This window comes from Haladaptatus litoreus (genome assembly GCF_900156425.1).
GTDB lineage: Archaea > Halobacteriota > Halobacteria > Halobacteriales > Haladaptataceae > Haladaptatus > Haladaptatus litoreus.
Genome location: NZ_FTNO01000001.1, coordinates 446,762 through 465,726, shown reverse-complemented (window position 1 = coordinate 465,726; position 18,965 = coordinate 446,762). Strand labels below are relative to the sequence as shown.

At 59.0% G+C, this 18,965-nt stretch carries 19 protein-coding genes; 10 read left to right on the top strand and 9 right to left on the bottom strand.

Annotated features, from left to right (window positions below; genetic code table 11):
* Positions 1-49 precede the first annotated feature (49 nt).
* Complete coding sequence (locus BW974_RS02415; protein WP_076427662.1) at positions 50-1,141, top strand: aminopeptidase; 1,092 nt, start codon at positions 50-52, stop codon at positions 1,139-1,141.
* Positions 1,142-1,307: 166 nt separating this feature from the next.
* Here BW974_RS02415 and BW974_RS02410 read toward each other — a convergent pair whose 3' ends face one another.
* Complete coding sequence (locus BW974_RS02410) at positions 1,308-1,955, bottom strand: DUF7095 family protein (RefSeq protein ID WP_076427660.1); 648 nt, start codon at positions 1,953-1,955, stop codon at positions 1,308-1,310.
* A gap of 132 nt (positions 1,956-2,087) precedes the next feature.
* Between BW974_RS02410 and BW974_RS02405 the strand changes: the two genes are divergently transcribed.
* The 4 genes from BW974_RS02405 to BW974_RS25310 all read left to right on the top strand — a co-directional run bounded on the left by BW974_RS02405 (position 2,088) and on the right by BW974_RS25310 (position 6,872).
* The gene (locus BW974_RS02405; protein WP_076427657.1) at positions 2,088-6,056 is read left to right on the top strand and encodes a PAS domain S-box protein; all 3,969 of its coding nucleotides are present in this window, start codon (positions 2,088-2,090) and stop codon (positions 6,054-6,056) included.
* 78 nt (positions 6,057-6,134) lie between these two features.
* On the top strand, positions 6,135-6,419 hold the full coding sequence (locus BW974_RS02400) for a HalOD1 output domain-containing protein (RefSeq protein WP_076427655.1): 285 nt from the start codon (positions 6,135-6,137) through the stop codon (positions 6,417-6,419).
* Positions 6,416-6,685 (top strand): DUF7576 family protein, encoded by a 270-nt coding sequence (locus tag BW974_RS02395; RefSeq protein ID WP_076427654.1) that lies wholly within the window; start codon positions 6,416-6,418, stop codon positions 6,683-6,685. The genes BW974_RS02400 and BW974_RS02395 overlap by 4 nt, the downstream gene beginning before the upstream one ends.
* Before the next feature lie 43 nt (positions 6,686-6,728).
* Positions 6,729-6,872 (top strand): hypothetical protein, encoded by a 144-nt coding sequence (locus BW974_RS25310; RefSeq protein WP_175609612.1) that lies wholly within the window; start codon positions 6,729-6,731, stop codon positions 6,870-6,872.
* Between the two features lie 40 nt (positions 6,873-6,912).
* On the opposite strand, the gene BW974_RS02390 is transcribed toward BW974_RS25310, so the two are convergent.
* On the bottom strand, positions 6,913-7,251 hold the full coding sequence (locus tag BW974_RS02390) for a hypothetical protein (protein WP_245799877.1): 339 nt from the start codon (positions 7,249-7,251) through the stop codon (positions 6,913-6,915).
* A gap of 185 nt (positions 7,252-7,436) precedes the next feature.
* Between BW974_RS02390 and mutL the strand changes: the two genes are divergently transcribed.
* From mutL to BW974_RS02375, 3 genes are all read left to right on the top strand, one after another.
* The gene (mutL, locus tag BW974_RS02385) at positions 7,437-9,626 is read left to right on the top strand and encodes a DNA mismatch repair endonuclease MutL (protein WP_076427652.1); all 2,190 of its coding nucleotides are present in this window, start codon (positions 7,437-7,439) and stop codon (positions 9,624-9,626) included.
* Positions 9,627-9,700: 74 nt separating this feature from the next.
* Positions 9,701-10,444 (top strand): hypothetical protein, encoded by a 744-nt coding sequence (locus BW974_RS02380; RefSeq protein ID WP_076427650.1) that lies wholly within the window; start codon positions 9,701-9,703, stop codon positions 10,442-10,444.
* 31 nt (positions 10,445-10,475) lie between these two features.
* A complete protein-coding gene (locus BW974_RS02375) occupies positions 10,476-10,667 on the top strand; it encodes a DUF7333 family protein (protein ID WP_049971495.1) in 192 nt (63 codons plus the stop codon).
* A gap of 17 nt (positions 10,668-10,684) precedes the next feature.
* Here the strand turns inward: BW974_RS02375 and BW974_RS02370 are convergent, their stop codons facing one another.
* From BW974_RS02370 to BW974_RS02345, 6 genes are all read right to left on the bottom strand, one after another.
* Positions 10,685-11,536 (bottom strand): class I SAM-dependent methyltransferase, encoded by an 852-nt coding sequence (locus BW974_RS02370; RefSeq protein WP_076427648.1) that lies wholly within the window; start codon positions 11,534-11,536, stop codon positions 10,685-10,687.
* A 427-nt stretch (positions 11,537-11,963) separates the two neighbouring features.
* Positions 11,964-12,935 carry a phosphoadenosine phosphosulfate reductase family protein gene (locus BW974_RS02365; RefSeq protein WP_076427647.1) on the bottom strand — a complete coding sequence of 324 codons (972 nt, stop codon included), beginning with the start codon at positions 12,933-12,935 and terminating at the stop codon, positions 11,964-11,966.
* Positions 12,936-13,097: 162 nt separating this feature from the next.
* Complete coding sequence (locus BW974_RS02360) at positions 13,098-13,676, bottom strand: DUF7110 family protein (RefSeq protein ID WP_076427645.1); 579 nt, start codon at positions 13,674-13,676, stop codon at positions 13,098-13,100.
* A gap of 105 nt (positions 13,677-13,781) precedes the next feature.
* The gene (locus BW974_RS02355; RefSeq protein ID WP_076427643.1) at positions 13,782-14,129 is read right to left on the bottom strand and encodes a glutaredoxin family protein; all 348 of its coding nucleotides are present in this window, start codon (positions 14,127-14,129) and stop codon (positions 13,782-13,784) included.
* Between the two features lie 57 nt (positions 14,130-14,186).
* Complete coding sequence (gfcR, locus tag BW974_RS02350; RefSeq protein ID WP_076427641.1) at positions 14,187-14,813, bottom strand: transcriptional regulator GfcR; 627 nt, start codon at positions 14,811-14,813, stop codon at positions 14,187-14,189.
* Complete coding sequence (locus BW974_RS02345) at positions 14,810-15,874, bottom strand: glucose 1-dehydrogenase (protein WP_076427639.1); 1,065 nt, start codon at positions 15,872-15,874, stop codon at positions 14,810-14,812. The genes gfcR and BW974_RS02345 overlap by 4 nt, the downstream gene beginning before the upstream one ends.
* A gap of 255 nt (positions 15,875-16,129) precedes the next feature.
* On the opposite strand from BW974_RS02345, the gene BW974_RS02340 reads away from it, so the two are divergent.
* Positions 16,130-17,170 carry an NAD(P)-dependent alcohol dehydrogenase gene (locus BW974_RS02340; RefSeq protein WP_076430196.1) on the top strand — a complete coding sequence of 347 codons (1,041 nt, stop codon included), beginning with the start codon at positions 16,130-16,132 and terminating at the stop codon, positions 17,168-17,170.
* Here BW974_RS02340 and gfo6 read toward each other — a convergent pair.
* Positions 17,160-18,236 carry a D-xylose 1-dehydrogenase Gfo6 gene (gene gfo6 / locus BW974_RS02335; RefSeq protein WP_076427638.1) on the bottom strand — a complete coding sequence of 359 codons (1,077 nt, stop codon included), beginning with the start codon at positions 18,234-18,236 and terminating at the stop codon, positions 17,160-17,162. The two genes, BW974_RS02340 and gfo6, sit on opposite strands and share 11 nt — an antisense overlap.
* Positions 18,237-18,417: 181 nt before the next feature.
* Here gfo6 and BW974_RS02330 point away from each other — a divergent pair, with 181 nt between their 5' ends.
* Entirely contained in the window at positions 18,418-18,708 is a 291-nt protein-coding gene (locus tag BW974_RS02330) for a hypothetical protein (protein ID WP_076427636.1), read from the top strand.
* The last annotated feature ends 257 nt before the right edge of the window (positions 18,709-18,965 follow it).

Here is an 18,965-nt window from a genome sequence, read left to right as displayed (position 1 = left end):
CCGAATATAATCCGAAAATTGTTATCACGGCGACGGTTCACGCTACGGTATGGACCCACGAATCAGCGAACACGCGGAGATTATCGTTGACCATTCGGTGAGCATCGAAAAAGGGGACTCTGTCCGGGTTGCCGCCCCAACAGTGGCAGAAGACCTCGCCGTCGCCATCTACGAAAAATTGGGCGAGCGAGGTGCAAAGCCGTCGCTCGCCATGCGAAGTTCGCGGGCCGAGCGAGCATTTCATCGGGCATGCGACGAAAACGATTTCGAACTTCCCGAGCAGTCGCTCGCGGAGATGGAGGAAACGGACGCCGTCATCATCATCAAGGGAGCCGAAAACACGGCGGAGATGAGCGACGTTCCGGCTGAGAAAGTCGCGGCCTACAGAACTGCTATCGCGCCCGTGCAACAGGAACGGATGGGCAAGCGATGGGTTGGAACGCAGTTTCCTGCACCCGGCGAGGCACAACTGGCCGAAATGAGTACCGAAGAGTACGAGAAATTCGTCTACGGCGCGGTGAACAAAGATTGGGACGAACAGCGCGAGTTCCAACAGAACATGGTCGAAATCTTAGACCCCGCGGACGAGGTTCGTATCGTCTCGGGAGACACTACCGACATCCGAATGAACGTCGAAGGGATGAAGACGGTCAACGATTACGGTGAGAAAAATCTCCCCGGCGGCGAGGTGTTCACCGCACCAGTACCGGATTCCGTGGACGGCGAAGTGCTGTTCGACAAGCCGCTCATCCGTCAGGGCCGGGAAATCGAAGGCGCATGGCTGAAATTCGAAGACGGCGAAGTAGTCGAGCACAGCGCCGAGAAGAACGAGGAAGTGCTCGCAGGCGTCCTCAACACGGACGAGGGTGCGCGCCGGCTCGGCGAACTCGGCATCGGGATGAACCGCGACATCGACCGATTCACTTATAACATGCTCTTCGACGAGAAGATGGGCGATACCATCCATCTTGCAATCGGAAAGGCCATCCAGCAGACCGTCCCAGAGGGTCAACCGTACAACGAGAGTGCGACCCACCTCGACATGATTGTCGATATGAGCGAGGATTCGTTCATCGAAATTGACGGTGAAATCGTCCAACGGAACGGGACGTTCCGTTTCGAAGATGGATTCGAAGGATGAGTTAGTGAACAAGGTTGTTGCGAGATTTTAAGTACTAAACCGAAGCCAACCCCGACGTGACCTGAAACCGGTCGCGTGGGTGGCCGAGGACGTTGTGTGGCAAAACCCCCGCGCGAACGAAGCGTGCCGCCTGTTCGCCACTCGCTCGCCGAGATTCCAGCGACGATTACACCACGTCACCGCGAACCGTCGCACCATCCTGCCGGCGTCGGTAGGATTCGACCGCTTCGGCGGCCGAATCCGTCTTCTCTTCTTCCATTCCGAGCATCTCCAACGCCGCCGGGAGCGTCGGAAACGCGAACTCACTTTCGCGCAACTTCCGGAACGCTTCCGTGCTCCGCTGGCCATCGACCCACAGACAGACGCCTCTCGGGTCGAGAATCTGTTCGTAGGCATCGCGAGCCATCGCACCCCGCAAACGTTGGGTAACGTTGTCCTCGAAACTCGAATTGCAGACTTCGAGGTGAACCGGTTCGTTCTCGGGCAGGAGGTGCGCCGCCAGACATTTTTCGGGTGCCGCATAGCCGTTGTCATTCGCCCGGATTAGGTCGGGATGGTCGTCCGCCCACTCCGCGCGAACCGTCTTCCCGATACCCTTCACGCCGTGGGTGTCCACGAAGTCGTCTTCGCGGTCGGCGTCGTCACCTCGGAGCAGGATGTCCTTCGTCACGTACACATCGAGTCGGTCGATAGGGTCAAGACCGAGTGCCACGTCGCCGTACACCCAGATTTCGCGGACGGGGACTGGCATGGTGTCGTTCTCGACCGTCTCGACGAGTTCTTCGACGCGCTGGATTGCCACGCTTCGCTCCATCGGGTTCGGATTCGGGTTTGGCGTGGATAAGTCCGCTGGAACGACGAGCAGCGCGTAATCGGCAACGGATTCATGACCGTGCCGACCCTCTCTGCGCGTAGCCACTACTAATGACGAGGGGCACAAACCGACATGATTTCGTTTCCCGATAAACAGACATCGCTCGATGGCGGCGGATTCGGTGCTGTCGCGTCGTGGTTGTGTGACGGAGAGGGTTCGTCTTCCCCACTGTTTTCAGCGATAGACGAAGCACTGTGTGCGTTTGCGTTCAGACGCGACGAACCGCTCACGTGGTGGTCGAATCGCCTGACCGACCTGACCGGGCGCTCCGATTCCAACCTCGTCGAACTATGTGCGTCCGACCTCGTCGTTGCGTCCGACCGAGAGCGGTTCGAAACCGGCGTCCAGACCGCCCTCGACGAAGGAGAGGCATCTTTCGTCGCAGCATTCGATACGGCGGAGCGACACGTCCGATTCGGCGACTGTCGAATCGTTCGGCTCCCGGAGAACGACCTCTATTTCGCCGTCGTCACCGAAACGAGTGAGTTGACAGACCATCGGAAAACGCTGAACCGCGTCGATACCATAATCTACGCGCTCGACACCGAACTACGGTTCGTCTACGTAAACGACCCGTGGTACGAATCGGCGGCCGAGTGGGGCCACGACGGAAGTTCGGTGCTCGGGGAGCACATCTGGACGCTGTTTCCGGCCGCCACCGAAACCCGATTGTACGACGAAATCGACACCGCACTGGAGACACAGCAACCGAACAGGTTCGAAGAATATCTGCCAGAAACAGAGATGTGGATGGAGACGCAGGTCTATCCGTCTGCAGATGGCGTGACGGTGTTTGCGAGGGATATTACCGACGAAAAGAATCGGCAACGGGAACTCGAACGCTACGAAACCATCGTGGAAACGGTCGATGACGGAATTTATGCCTCGGACGATTCGCTCAGATTCCGCTCGGTCAACGAGGCGATGGAGGAGTTGACGGGGTACTGCTGGGACGAACTCGTCGGCGAACACGTATCGTTCATCGCGGACGACGAAGCGGTTGCAGAAGCGATTCGCCAACGAGAACGGCTTCTCGCCGGTGAAATCGACGTTGGAAAGTACGAAATACCGATCAGAACTGCCGACGGCGAAGAAGTTCCGGTCGAAATCAGATTTACCGCATTGCGGGTCGAGGACGGCGAGTTCGAGGGTACTGTTGGCGTCATGCGCGACATTTCGGAACGAGTCGAACGCGACCGGCGACTTCAAATCGAACGTGACCGAGTGACGGCGATGTTCGAAAATTCGGGGGATGCCATCGCGTACTGCGAGTACGACGGCGAAACGCCCATGATTCGGGCGGTAAACGCCGCGTTCGAGGAGAGTTTCGGCGTCTCCGAGGAGGTGGTCGGCAGAGCAATCGACGAGGTGGTCGTCCCATCCGAGTTCCAACCAGAAGCAACCGACATCAACCATCGGACGAAGAGGGGAGAGTATATCGAACGGGAGGTCAGGCGCGAAACGACCGATGGCGTTCGAGATTTCTTCCTGCGGTCGATTCCGATACGCCCGGGTGAGTCGGGCGAGCGGTCGTATGGCGTCTATACGGATATTACCGAGCAAAAAGAGCGGGAACGGGAACTCGAACGCTACGAAACCATCGTGGAAACGGTCAGCGATGGCATCTACACGACCGACGAGCAATTTCGATTTACGTCAGCCAACGATGCGCTCGTTTCGATGACTGGGTACAGCCGTGACGAACTGCTGGGAAGCACGCCGGAACTGATAACGAGCGAAGAAACGCTCGCGGAAACGACGCGGTTGCGCGAACGAATACTGTCCGGGGAAACCGAGACGGAAACGACGACGATAAACTTGCGTTCCGTAGATGGGGACGAGATTCCGGTAGAACTCCGTTTCAGGCCGCTTCCGAGCGACGATGCGTCGGAGGGGAAAGGAACCGTCGGTGTCATCCGCGACATCACGAAGCGAGTCGAGCGCGAGCGGGCGCTTCGCGAGAACGAAGAGCGACTTCGAACCGTAGTCGAGAACGTTCCGGTTATTCTGTTCGCCATAGACGTCGATGGGACGTTTACGCTCTCCGAGGGACGTGGACTGTCGACATTCAATGCGGATTCGGAGGATGCTGTAGGCAACTCCGTTTTCGACTGGTTGGCCGACTATCCCGCCGTCATTGACGACATCGAACGGGCGCTGTCGGGCGAACCGGTCGATACGATTCACGAGATACGCGACGGATATTTCGAAACGTGGTATCAACCGATTTGGGATGGTAACGAGATGACCGGCGTCATCGGCGTTTCGATGGATGTCACTGCACGTATGCGTCATGAACAGGCGCTTACGGCGCTCCATACGGCGACACAGGAGATGCTCGAAGCTGATTCGGCGGAGGCGATCGCCAAAATCGCAGCGGAGGTCGGAGCGTCGGTTCTCGACCTCCCCGGCGTGGCCGTTTTCCTGTTCGACGAGGAGACGAGCGTGCTGCGGCCAGTGGCACACTCCGACGACGTGCCGGAGCTCGTAGGCGAACCTACGTCGTTCGAAGCGGGTGAAAGCATCACGTGGCAGGTGTTCGTCACTGGGGAGACACAGGTGTTCGACGACGTGCGTGAATCAGAACACGTCTACAACCCGGACACGCGTCTCCGAAGCGGTTTGTACGTTCCGCTCGGAAATCACGGCGTGTTCGTTTCGGTTGATGACCGAGCGGCAACCTTCGAAGCGGACGCCATCGAACTGGCGACGATTTTCGCCGCAACGACCCAAGCCGCACTCGACCGCGTGAGTCGGGAGTCAGCCCTCCGCGAGCGAGAACAAGAACTCGAACAGCAGACGGAACGACTCGAACGACTGCACGAAACGACGGAACTGCTTCGCGACATCGAGCATCTGCTCGTCCTCTCGGACTCGCGTTCCAACATGGTCAGCGAGGTGTGTGAACGCCTCGCCGAAACCGACCGATTTGCGATGTCGTGGATCGGACGCCCCGACGAAACCGCATCACAGGTGATTCCAGAAGCGTGGGCCGGAACCGAACGCGGATATTTAGATAGCGTCTCGCTCACGCTGGATGGCGACTCGGAGACGGAGGATAAAGGCGAACCTGCCGCGATGGCAATCCAAAGCGGCGATTTGACCGCCATCGAAAACGTGGCGGACGTCGCCGGTGTCACAGCAGGACTCCAAAGCGATGACTGGCGGCCCGAGGCGCTCATGCGTGGCTATCAGTCAGTCGTCGCCATTCCGCTCGTCTATCGAGACTACTCGTATGGCGTGCTGGCTGTGTACGCAAATCGCCCCGATGCCTTCGATGCACTGTCTCGGGAGGTGTTTGCCGAGCTCGGCGAAACCATCGCCTACGCCATCAACGCTATCGAAACGAAGCGTGGATTACTGACCGACCAAACTGTCGAACTCGACTTGCGCGTCCACGACTCCGACGATTTACTCCAACGACTTGCGGGCAATCTCGACTGTCAGGTCGCGTATGAGGGCGTCGTGGCAGGCAACGAGGATGAAGACCATCTGTTCATCACGGCGTCGATGACGGACATCGAAGCAGTGCAGTCGTATCTCAACGGCGTCGTCGGGGTAACAAACAGTCGGCTCGTCAGCGAACGCGACGAGAACGCGCTGTTCGAGGTGACAGTCACCGAACCGCTGTTTGCCTCGGCGCTAGTCGAACGAGGGGCCGTCCCGGAGTCGATTACGGCGAGCGAAGAGTCGATTCGAGCAGTCGTCAACGTCCCGCACACGACGGAAGTGAGGGAGTTCGTAGAGACACTACGAGCGCGCTATCCGGGACTCGAACTCGCCGCCCGGAGGAACAGAGAACGTCCAGTGCAGACGGTGCAGACGTGCCGTGCCGCGTTCGAGGAGCGATTGACCGACCGACAGCAACAGGTGTTAGAAACTGCGTATCTAAGCGGTTTTTTCGACTCGCCACGGAGTACGACGGGGCAGGAGGTTGCCGCCTCACTCGACATCACGCAACCGACGTTCATCAACCACCTCAGGTCGGCACAGCGGAAACTGTTCGACCAACTGTACGAAGTGGATGTACTAGATAGCTAGCCGTGGGTATTCCATGCTACTGCATAGCTAGCTGGAACCGCTTTGCCGATACTGCACGTGGCCAATGTCGTAGAACGCATGAACGAACGAGCAAACACCGTTACAACGCCGATTACGAACGGCCACGTCAGTGAAGCTGTCGTACAGGCCATCTCGCAGGTAAACGGCGTTGACCCACTCGAACTCGATTCTCCGCTGTACGATACCATCGACCCAGATGCACTCGACCGACTATTTCAGCCGACGCCGACGACCGACCGAGACATCGAATCGAAGATTAGTTTCACCATTGCGGGATGTGAAGTGACCATCACCGATAATCGAGTTGTGGCCGCAAAGCGTTTGTCGCCAGTCGATACATGAACGAGGATACGGACGACAGAGAATCAGAAGACAGCACCACTGCCGCGTCCCCGATGGGAACGCCGGTCTGTTCTCACTGCGGGTCACCCATCGAGACCACGGACTGGTTTCCTATCGTCACGGAAACCACCGAAAACGGATCGGTCGTCCTCCACTCGTTCTGCGACGAGGCGTGTCAAGACGCCTGGAACCGACAGCAATCGGACGAACAACAGCAATCTGAAAGACGGCAATCCGAGAGCAGACAAGAGACGAATGTCGAGTAACTACCGCAGTCCCACCACAGAACCCCACGAGCATTCAACCTAAATGTCTACTGAGCAAGAGAACCAACCAGCAGACGTACAACAGACCGAATACACCGACGGCGCAGGCCGCGTCGTCATGCTGTACGACCCCGACAACGCGGATGCGTGGATTCGCTCCTGCGTGACCTATCCGGTCGAGCCGTAACCGAATCGGATTTTGTGGGAAGCCAGCGTGATGACGAGCGCTACCGCGTAATTTCGATACCGTCGGCTTCCCCCGCGACCACCCAGTCGTCGTCGCCGAGGCTATAGTGGCGAACCTCGGGCGTCTCCCACTTCCCATCGACGCATTCCGAACTGACCTCGCACCGCCGGATTCCCTCGTGTCGTGGTTCGATTTCGAGTCGGAAGCGGTCGTCGGGCATGTAATCGATTGGACTCGCAGGCCCTTCGTAGGCGGTTCCGTCCACGAGTTCGATGCGAACGTGGTTGCCTAATGTAACGATTTCTAACGTTTCGGTGAACGTCTGCATGTCGGTCAGTAACACGCTGCGAACCTGAGTAAGCGTTACGACTTGTATCATTATTTTGAATTTTAATGGTTTGGATACACTTTTCAACCGTATTAAAATTTAGTTGTAAAACCGGTGACAGTGGTCCCCAACTCCGCGCAAACCGCATCTACCAGTATTCAGATTTGACTTCGAACTGCGACACGTGCAGTCAAACATCTCAAGCTTGAAGACGCCTGAACGGAACGGTATCAAAAATGAGCGACGGGGAGCTAACGATTCGAGCGCTGGATGAAAAAACGGTTCAGCGAATCGCGGCGGGAGAGGTCGTAGAGCGACCCGCCTCCGTGGTGAAGGAACTGGTCGAAAACAGCCTCGACGCAGACGCCGGACGGATTTCGGTGCGAATCGACGGCGGCGGAACCGAGAAAATCGTCATCGAGGACGACGGCATCGGCATGAGCGAGGACGACGTACAACTCGCCGTCGAGGAACACACGACGAGCAAGATTCGAGATATAGACGATTTGGAATCCGGAGTCGCCACCCTCGGCTTCCGTGGGGAAGCCCTCTACACCATCGGCGCGGTGGCCCGACTCACAATCAGAACGAAAGCGAGGGGCGGCGAGGCGGGGACGGAACTCCGACTCGTGGGAGGCGACGTAGAGGAAATCAAGCCCGCCGGACGACCGGCAGGGACGACGGTGGAGGTCACCGACCTGTTTTTCAACACTCCGGCGCGGGAGAAGTACCTGAAAACCGACTCGACCGAGTTCTCGCACGTCAATCGAGTCGTCACGCAGTACGCGTTGGCGAATCCCGACGTGGCGTTCTCGCTGGAACACGACGGGCGCGAGGTGTTTTCGACAACAGGGCAGGGCGACCTCCAATCCGCAATTTTGTCCGTCTACGGTCGGGAAGTCGCCACCGCGATGATTGCCGTTGGAGACGAGCGCAGCGAGGGGGACGACGAACGGGACACGGAAGACGCGGAGCGTACCGAACTCGCCGTTTCGGGCTACGTCAGCCACCCCGAAACCACCCGGAGCACGCGAGAGTACGTCGCAACCTACGTCAACGGGCGCTACGTTCGCTCGTCGGTCGTTCGGGAGGCCGTCCTCGACGCCTACGGAAACCAACTCGCACCCGACCGCTATCCGTTCGCCGTCCTCTTCCTCTCCGTGCCGGGCGATTCCGTGGACGTGAACGTCCACCCGCGAAAGATGGAAGTTCGGTTCGGCGACGAGGGGACGGTTCGGAAGGCCGTACGCGATTCGATAGAAAACGCGCTTCTCGACGACGGACTGATTCGGTCGGCCGCACCCCGTGGACGTTCCGCGCCCGACGAAACCGACGTGACACCCGAGGTGCAGTCGGAACTGGGAGCGACCACGGACGAACGCGATTTTGCGGCGGCCGTGGACAAATCGACCGACGAATCGAAATCCGTGAACGCGGAGCCGTCATCAACCAGCAGGACGGTTGCAGAATCGCGCGAACGCGATTCTGCAACTGCAAATACTGCAAATGGTCGGAAGACGACTGCGGAGAACGAAACCGCGGACGCGAACGCATCCGATACGAACACTGACGAACCGGTCGTGGATGCCAACAGAACCGACACGGATGCAAACTCGTCGGCAACTGACGACGAACCCCGAAAATCACGAAACGAATCACGAGACGAACCATCGCAGAGCAAGTCGAATCGAAACACCGCGGAACAGATGAATCGAAACCCGGAACGAAAGTTCCGCGCGACGACCGAAACAGAGACGCTGACCGATGCGCCCGACACGTCCAAACCGGCGGAACGGGAGTTCGACCGACTGCCACGGATGCGCGTCCTCGGGCAACTGCACGACACCTACGTCGTCGCCGAAACGCCGGACGGACTGGTGCTCATCGACCAGCACGCCGCCGACGAGCGCGTGAACTACGAACGACTGCGCGAGAAGTTTGCAGGCGACACGACGACGCAGGTGCTCGCCTCGCCGGTCGAACTCGAATTGACGGCGGCGGAGGCCGCACTGTTCAGTGAGTACGACGAGGCGCTGGCACGGTTGGGGTTCCACGCGGCGCTCACGGGGGAGCGAACGGTCGAAGTGACGACGGTTCCCGCGGTTCTCAGCGAGACGCTGTCTCCGGAACTCCTTCGGGACGTGCTCTCCGAGTTCGTCTCGGCCGACTCGGACGAACACGACCGAAATTCCGCGGCGGCGGTCGCCGACGCGCTCATCTCCGATTTGGCGTGCTATCCCTCGATTACCGGCAATACGTCGCTGCACGAAGGTGACGTGGTGAGTCTGCTGTCCGCGCTGGACGACTGTGACAATCCCTACGCCTGTCCGCACGGGCGGCCGGTCGTCATCGAACTTGGCGAGGCGGAAATCGAAAATCGGTTCGAGCGCGACTATCCGGGCCACGCCGGGCGGCGGGCGGAGTAGTTTAGTCCGATTTCCGACCGTTTCCCCGACCGGTAAGGAGAACCTCATATCGGCTGGCCGAATCAAATTCCGGTATGTCACGCGGGACGAGTCAGGGAGGACTTCTCGATGCGATACGGTACGACTTACACCAGTTACACACCGGATGGATGTCACTGTTCTTTCCACGACAGCGACAGCAGTCCCACTCGGTGCTCGGGCAGTGGACGCCACAGAGTACGGCGGGGAAAGTAGCCTATCGGATATGGGGCGTGGTCGGTACGCTCGTCGTTGCTCTCCTGTACCCGTTCGTCCTGTTCGGCTTTGCGACGCGCTACTACACGAGTCGCATCGACCGAACCGCGGCGAGTCTCGGCGTACTGGGCGTCGTCCTGCTCTCGGTGCTCATCTGGGGCGGACTGGCGGCACTGGCCAGAGTGCGCTTTTCCACTGAAGGATTCTACGCTGTCACCGCCGCGGGAGGCGTCGCGACAGTTGCCGCAGTGCTCGCGTACCTCTCCAGTCGATACGGTGGTCGGATTACAACCGTTCTGTTCGCCTATCCGTTCGGCATGACGGCGCTGTTCCTGCCGCCTGTGGTCGCCGCGCTGTACTCGCCGACGCTCTCGGAGGTCATCTTCCCGAACAGCGAGACGCTGGCGGTGTGGTTGCTGGACAACGTCCTCGATTACCGCGGAATCAACGAGATTCTCCGCGCGCGCTTCGACCTCGAAGGGTTCGCCTACGTCGGTATGTGGTTCGGCATCGCGGTACCGTTGGGTTGGTGTATGGGATTCTTGGTTACGCTGGCGAATCTCATGCGGCCAAAATCGGAGTAACGCTTTTCCTTTGTTCGGCTAACTGTCCGATATGGAGTTCAATTTACCCGTGACCGCCGGAGCACTGCTAGCAATCGTCGCCGTCGGTACGGCGGGCCTCATCGGGATGGATGTCATGGCGATGGGGACAGTACTGATGATGGTGGCCCCTTCGATGCTGGTTTTCGGCCTGATAGCGCTCTTCCTCGGCATCAAACACGGCGAGTATCGCGCGACGAGATAGAACAAAACGGCTCGGCTTTACTCGACTCGCCCGACAGCCAGAATGTGGTTCGACAAATCCGCAATCGTCGGGTCTTCGCGTAGTTTTCGAACGACTTCGGCGACGTTTTCCTGTGCATCTGCATCGATTTCTTCCAGCGCGGTTCCGAAGTTCGAGGCCGGGCCTTCGAGTCCGGCGACGATTTCGAGCGCGAAACCGTGATTTTCCAGCAGGTCGCGCAGTTCCGGGGCGCGGAAGAAGTGGCACTCTACGAACGACGGGTCATCGCCTTCGTATTTTTCCGCGAGTTCGGCCGAATACGTTGCAGTCTCCACGAGGTCCGGAAGTTGGCGAACGCCAGTCTCAAAATGCGGTGCGCTCTTTACGAGGTTCTGGACGACAGCGACGAACCCCATCACGGAGACGAAGATAGGGGCATCCGAGGTGGTCACGCGATGGAGTTCGCAGACTGCTTTGTTCCGTTGGTCGTCCACAACGACGTGCGAGAGTGGCCCGCCGAGACACAGAGTTGCATCGAACTGGTCGGCAGAAAACGGCAGGTCACGGATGTCGCCCTGCTGAACCGTAACCTGCGATTCGAGGTCGCGTTTCGATATGCGCTCTTTGGCGATGGCGACCTGCTCCGCAGACAGGTCGAGCAAAGTTACGTCGTAACCCTGTTCAGCCAACCAAATCGAATACCTCCCGGCGGCCCCGCCAGCGTCGAGGATGTGGCCCGACTTGGGCAAATACTGGTCGAGATAGTCCGTCGTGTTCTCGAACTCCAGTGAGTTTTTGAACGATTCTTCGAGGCGTTCCCACTCGCCCTCGCCGAGGTCGTCGTAATAGTTTGCCGGGTCGATTTTGGCAAGTGGGTCGTCGTCTGCCATCGTGACACGTCTGTTTCAGGAGTTGACCCATAGTTCTTTCTTGTGAAAATTTGGCATGGGGACAATTGGACACAGTTCGGACACTGACCAGCGACCGAGTGAAACGAGGGAGCAATAGGCAATCGACACAACCACCGAAATTCGAGAATTTTCACTGGGAACGAGGTCAGCAGTCGTCACGATCACCGAGGGTTAGTAAGTGTCACAACCACCAAAAATCAGCAACCGCCACCGCCGCCGGAGGGCTAGCTCACTCTCCGGAAAATCTCCGATTTTCCGGGCCGACGACTGAATGGAGCACGGAAGAGCGAAGCTCTTCCAGTGCGAAATGAGGGAGGAGTGCTTTTGGTGAAGCTTTTACAGGGAGACGGTCAGCGGTCGCGCGCTACGGCACGCGACTGCTGACTTTCGACCGTCGTAAAAGGTTCTACATGTAGCCGAGGTCGCGCAGACGCTCCATCAGGTCTTCTTTGTCTTGGGCGCGGCCTGCACGCTCGGTCGTGTTCTCCATGTCCTGCAACCATGCTGGTTCCTGGTCGCTCTTCTGCGTGCTGACTTCGCTGCCGAGCGAGCGGAACCCTTCGAAGTACTTCGGCGAGACGGGGATATCGTCCTGCTCAACGCCCTCCGGCAGGTCGTCGAATCCTTGCGGGACGTAGCCGTCGTCGGGGTACGCCTCAACGGTGTCCGGGACGACGAAGTACCAGAAGGCGTCCCAAACGGCCGGTTCGTCGAAGTGGAGGATGGGCTGAATGCGGTCGTGCGGTGGGTAGATTTCGGGGTCGTGACGCGGGCTGAAGAACGTCTCGTCGGCGCGGGCTTCCTGTTCGTCCCAACGGACGCCGGAGATGACGCCATCAACGTCGTACTGCTCAAGCGCGTCGTTCAGCGCAACGGTCTTCAGCAGGTGGTTGCCGACGTAGGTGTCGAGCAGGAACGGGAAGGTGTCCTCCTCGTATTCCAGCAGGTCGTGAACGTGGTGCTGGTTGTGGTCGGAGAGTTCACCGATTTCGATGTCGTCGCCGGGTTCGAGGCCGTGTTCGTCAACGTAGTCGCCAACGTCCTCGTTGCGGGCGTAAATGACTTCCAAATCCCATTCGTCGGCCCAATGCTCGACGAAGTCGTGAATGTCTTGGAAGTGCTGGAAGTGGTCGATGAAGACCGCCGGTGGAACCTCCAAATCGTAGCGCTCCGCCACTTCTTTGATGAAGTAGAGCGTGAGCGTGGAATCTTTGCCACCCGTCCACATCACGGCGGGGTTTTCGTACTCTTCGAGACCTTTCTTCGTGACCTCGATGGCTTTCTCTACTTTGTGTTCGAGCGAGGGGTAATCCTCGGGGTTTTCGCCTTCACCATCGCCGTAGTCTACGTCGAGATAGTCTGGAAACTCGTCTGCCATGACTCGTAATTAGATATAATTACCTGTCTAAAGTGCTTTTCGGCTCCGCATGAAGAACCATTTAGGTTAGTAAAAGATTGGATTCGAATTTTAATACAAAAGAGAAAACGATAGCACTACCGCTCACCGCTTTCGACCGAATACGAACCCAGAACCGCGCGATTACGAGATGAACTTGTTGTCGCGCCAGTTCACGCCGCTGGACGACGAGCTTTCGTTGCTTGGGCCTTCCACCACTTCGATGGAGGCCGGTCGGTCGTCGCCGTCCACGATGCGGGTCGCTTCCAAATCACCATCGACTTCCGAAATCGCGGTGAGCGTTCCCTTTTCGGCCTGTCGGGCGAGGGTGCATAGCACCTGGAACATCGGATACTGAACCGCGCTGTTCTGAAGCACGGTTTCCCGGTCGCCTTTGAACGCGGCCATCTCGATGAGTTCGCCCGTTGGCTCTTCTTCCTCTTCGTCTTCTGCGTCCGTACCCCACCGCGGCGCGTTGCGTCGTGCCTCCTCCTCTTCGGTGAAGACCCGTGTTTCCGAGACGCTGGCTTTCAGTTGCGCCGTCGGCGTGTATTTGCTGATGGATTCGTCCGTCGAGACAGCACTGATGATAAGCGTGTTGTTCCGGCGGGTGATATCGACGCTGTCGATTCCATCCGGTAGTGGGGGTTCGCTTTCAAAGTGGTCGTAGACGGTTTCAAGCGGCAGTTCGAGCGTCGAATGTAGTCGGTATACCTGGCTCATTTGTAGTCGTGAGTTCCGTCTCCCGTCGGCTGTACGTTTGTCACTACGTGCCCCGAACTTATAGGGGCTACCCTTTCGGTTGCGTATGCAACCATCGAAATGACGTTAGTTGGTTCGAAGCGTTTCGCCGAGTTCGCCTCGTTCTTCCATCTCTGCGAGGATGTCGCTGCCGCCGATGAACTCGCCATCGACGAACGTCTGTGGAATCGTCTCCCAGCCGCTGTGTTCGGACAGTTCTTCGCGGTAGGCGTCTAAGTTGTCGAGCACGTCTACCGTCTCGAACTCGTCGCCACGGTGTTTTCCGATGAGTTCGAGCGCGCGCTGTGAGAAGCCACATTGCGGCATCATCCGCGTTCCCTTCATGAACAGGACGACCTCCTCGTTTTCGAGCGTCGAATCGACCCGTTCTTCCACCTCTTCGGCGGAAAGCTGTTCTCCGGGTGTGAACGTCATACCGTTGCGTAGGCACCCCCGGCGCAAAGAAGTTGCGACCGAGTTATCGTGTGCGCATCACTCGTCGCTTCCAACGCCGATGACCTGCACGAGCGAGTAGACCGGGACGCCGTTCAGTTCCTCGATACCCTGCTTGTCCGCGAGGACGATGCAGGCGACCGGTTCGCCGCCGCGGTCTTCGATGGCCTCGATGGTTTCTCCCATCGTGGTTCCGCTGGTGATGGTGTCGTCCACGATGTAGCACTCGCGGTCGCGAATCTGCGCGAAGTTGCGCGAGAAACTGCCGCCGTACTCGTCGATGTCGCCCTCCTCCCACTGGTGTTTGCGGGGAGCGTAGGTACCGAGGTCGGTGTCGAGTTCGCGCGCGACCACGGTCGCGAGGGGCGCGCCAGCCTTCTCGATGCCGATGGTCAAATCGACCTCTTCGCCGTGTTTCGACAGTAAATCGGCCATCGCCGCGCCGATATGGGTGAGTCGGGCGCTGTCGCGACCGATTGCGCTCCAATCGACGTGGATGTCCTGCGTGCCGCCTTTCGGTTCGGGGCTCGGCGTGCTGCCACTGCGCTCGACCAACCAACTGGCAGTCTCGCGCGACACGTTCAGTTCGTCAGCGATTTCGCCCTTCGAAAGGCCACGTTCCGCCAGCTCCGCCGCACTCTCTATCAAGTCGTCTACGTTCTTCATTGGCTATCAAATTTAACCGCGGTCTTTATTGTCGTTTCGTCGTCCGCAAATGCCGACTCGAAATTCGAGACGTCATAGACGCCTGTCACGAGGTCGTCCAACAGCCACTCGGGCATGTCCGCGAGTGTCTCGACTGCGGATTCGAAATGCCGGTAGTTGGAGTTGACGCTTCCGACGAGCGCCTTGTTGTTCATCACGAGTTCTCGGTGGAGTTTCCCGCCGTCGATTTCGAACGACCACGAATCCGGCACACCGAGCAGTGCCGCCACGCCATTCGGAGCGAGGGCCTCGACGGATTCGAACGCGTGTTTCGCGTAGCCGGTCGCCTCGTAGATGAAGTCCATGGGTTCGTGCGCGTCGGGAATCTGGTCAACCGGCGTCACGCGCGAATCGACATACGCCGCGCCCAACTCTTCGATGACGTCGATTGTCGGGTCTGGTCTATCGCGCCTGCCGAGGCAGTAGACTCGGTCGAACTCCGAATCGAGCATCGCCACGGTGAGCAGTCCGAGACTGCCGTTTCCGAGGACGAGCGCGCTTTCCGGTCGCCAATCGAACGCCGACCGAGAGGCGCGGGCGTGTTCGATTGCTTTTTCGGAGATGCTGATGGGTTCGACCAGAAACCCCCAGTCGGCCAGTTCGTCGGGAACCGGAACGAGGTTCTCTGCGGGACTGGTGAAATACTCACTCATGAAGCCGTGTTCGCCGGAAATACCGCGTTCGGTCGTTTCGTCCGGCGGTGCCATGTCGGGTTCGCCGCGCTCGAAGTACTCCGTCGGGCCGTCGGGAAGCGGTCTTCGGACGGTCGGGACGACGACGTCCCCTTCCGCAAATGCGGTTCCGTTCGGGTCGTCTACGACGCCGACCGCTTCGTGACCGAGGACGAGGTGGTCGTCGTCCGCTGGAAACCCGCCGTGGTGTCCGGCGAGGATTTCGTGGTCGGTGCCATCGACGCCGACCCTGAGGGTTCGCACTAGCGCCTCACCCGGTTCGGGTTCCGGTCGCGGTTTCTCGATGAGTTCGGGGCTGGTTTCCCCGCGTCGGAGTGCGACTGCGTGCATACGTGTCTCTTGTTCCCACGCACTCAAAAGATTTATTCTTTACCGAGTAAATTTGTCTAGAGAAGGTGGGCGCTATCGCCGCGGTGAGAACCACTATCCGATATGCAGTCACTGCATCCGAACACCTGTCGAACGTGCGATACCGGCCGCCTCTTCTGACCAGACACGCGAGCACGAACCAGACCTCGTGCATAACTCCTCGTTCACAACTGATTCGCCACAACGCCTGTGTTCTTTCAGGTCGTCAACGGTTCCATGCAAGCCGCGCGACTGCACGAATACACCGACGAGATGGCCGATGCGCTCTCGATAGACGAGGTAGACCGACCGGAGGTAATCGAGGGTAATCACGTCGTCGTGGAAATCGAAGGCGCTGGCTGGTGTCAAACCGATAACCACGTCATCGAAGGCATGTGGGAAGAACAGATGGGGCAATCACTTCCCATGACGCTCGGCCACGAAAACGCCGGAACCGTGGCCGAGGTGGGCGAAGACGTAACGCTCGTTTCGGAGGGCGACGCCGTGGTTTGCCACCCGGCGCGAACCTGCGGCATCTGTCGCGCCTGTCGACTCGGGCAGGACATGCACTGCGACAATCTCGTCTTTCCCGGCCTCTCCACAGACGGCGGATTCGCGGACTACTTGCTGACGAGTGAACGCGCCGTGATTCCGCTTCCGGACGGCGTCGACCCGGCGGAAATCGCGCCCCACGCGGACGCCGGAATCACGGCCTACCACGCGGTGAAAAAGGCAGTCTGCGAACTGAATCCCGGCGAACACGCCGTTGTCGTTGGCGTCGGCGGACTAGGCCACATCGGCCTGCAAGCACTGCGAACTATGAGCGCAGCGGAGATTACCGCCGTCGAAGTGAAAGACGAGGCGCTCTCGCTCGCGGACGATTTAGGAGCAGACTACACCATCAACTCGCGGGATTCGAACGTTGCGGACGAGATGAACGCGATTACCGACGGCGAGGGCGTCCAGCAAATCCTCGATTTCGTCGGCGACGACGAAACGCTCGATTATGCCCCCTCCCTGCTCTCCGGGGGCGGCGACCACCACGTCGTCGGCTACGGCGGCCACGTCCACGAACCTGCTCAGACACTCGTAAACGGCGATTTCGGCTACCGAGGAACCCTCGTCGGAACCTACCCCGAACTGCAGGAACTCATGGCGCTCGTCGCCCGAGGAGACGTGGAACTGCGAACCTCACGGTACGATTTAGCCGAAATCAACGACGTGGCCGAGAAGCTGGAACACGGCGAAATAGAAGGGCGAGCGGTCATCACGCCGTAATCGGGATTCGCTCGTCGATTTTCGCCGACTCGTAAATCGCCTCGATGGTTCGCATGTCCACCAGCGCGTGCTGGCCGTCCGGTTCCGGGTCGCGCCCCGAGAGCAGACAGTCCGCGAAGTAGTCGAACTCCTCTACCTCTTCGTTTACCGGTTCGACCAAAAAATCGGCTTTCGCCCCGTTTCGCTCCGCCGTCAACTGCGCTTCGCCGAAAAAGGCCGGTTCGAGGGTCAGTCGGCCCTCGGTGCCGATAACTGAGAACTGACTCCGCTGTTGGGCGTACTGACTCGCGACGCAGGCCGCCGTGACGCCGGTTTCGAACTCGACTTCGAACGAAACGTGCTGGTCAACCTCCGAGAAGTGTTCGTGCGGGCTTTTCGTCGTCCCCTGCGCACTCACGGGATTCGAGTCCAGCACGAACCGGGCGGTGTTGAGTGGGTAGATTCCAAGGTCGATGAGCGCCGACCCGCCTGCGAGGTCGGCGTCGAGTCGCCACTGATTCGGGTCTGGCGAAATCATCTCGAAGACGTTCTGGCACATCGCCCCCTCGACGAGTGCGGGGTCGCCAACGAAGCCCTCGCGGACGAGTTCGCGCATCCGCCGAACCGCCGGATTGGTGTGCATCCGATAGCCGACCATCAGCGTTATTCCGGCGTTTTCACAGGTTCGAACGACTTTCTCGGCGCGCGCCGTCGTCGCCTCCAACGGTTTTTCACAGAGGACGGCCTTGCCGAAGTCGGCTGCGCTCTCCACGAAATCGAGGTGTGTCGCGTTCGGTGTAGCGATGTACACCGCGTCGTAGCGCTCGTTTGCTTCCCCGGCGTGGAACTCGTCGTAGCCGAGTCGGTACTCCGCGCCCGCCTCGTCGCCGACTCTGTCAGCTTTTTCAGAGCTGCCGCTAACAACCGTGCTGACCTCACAGAGGTCGCTTTCCGCGATGGCCGGGATGACCCGCTCCGTCGTGAACCAGCCGAGTCCAATCAGTGCAAATCGGATTCGCTCGTCCGGGTCGGAGACGGTCTGCCAGTCGCGCCGGGTGAACTCTGCGAGGTGGTCTGTGAGTTGCATTTGGATATCTGATGACGGGGATTTGGTTATCGTTTTGGGCCTTGAAGACGGCGAGTTGTGAGGTGTTTACTCGGAGTTCGATTTGAGAAAGTAGTTTCAAATCGGGAATGGCGTCGGGAATTTGTGAGTTTGTGGACAAACAAAAAGGTTGTAGGTTTGTCGCTAGGTAGTCACGACTCCAATGAAACAGCAACCGCACTGCCTGCTCGCGGTTGCACCGCTCGCCAGCGAGATTTCTGCGAAATCTCGTTCGCCACACGCCTCCCCAACCGATTCACTCGTTTCACTCGGTCATCCCTCGCACGCTTTCGCTCGCCTTCTCGGAGGTAAACTCCTCGAAGTCTTACAAGCGCGCGCCATGTCGCTTGATTACCCAGCCGAAAGGATGCGCCAGCGCGTTCGCACGAGCGGGACGAGGCGACTTCGTCGCCTCGCTGGCGAACGGCGAAGCCGTGAGCGCCGAACGAAGTGAGGCGCGAGTGCAATCCCGCGCTGGCGGGGAGGAGTGGGGAAACTGCGGTTGCGGTGGCTGACCTCGGCGGATGAAGGGTGAGTGAGCGACGCAGGAGCGAACGAGGGCTTCGTTTGTTGTCGTGATTTGCAAACAAAGCAGTAGAACCATGCTCGACTACTGAGGATATTGAGAATCAGTTCAGTCACAGAACGCCAGAATATCAAATACAGAATCATCGTCGTCGTCCGTCAACTCTTAAGAGTCGCCCCCACGAC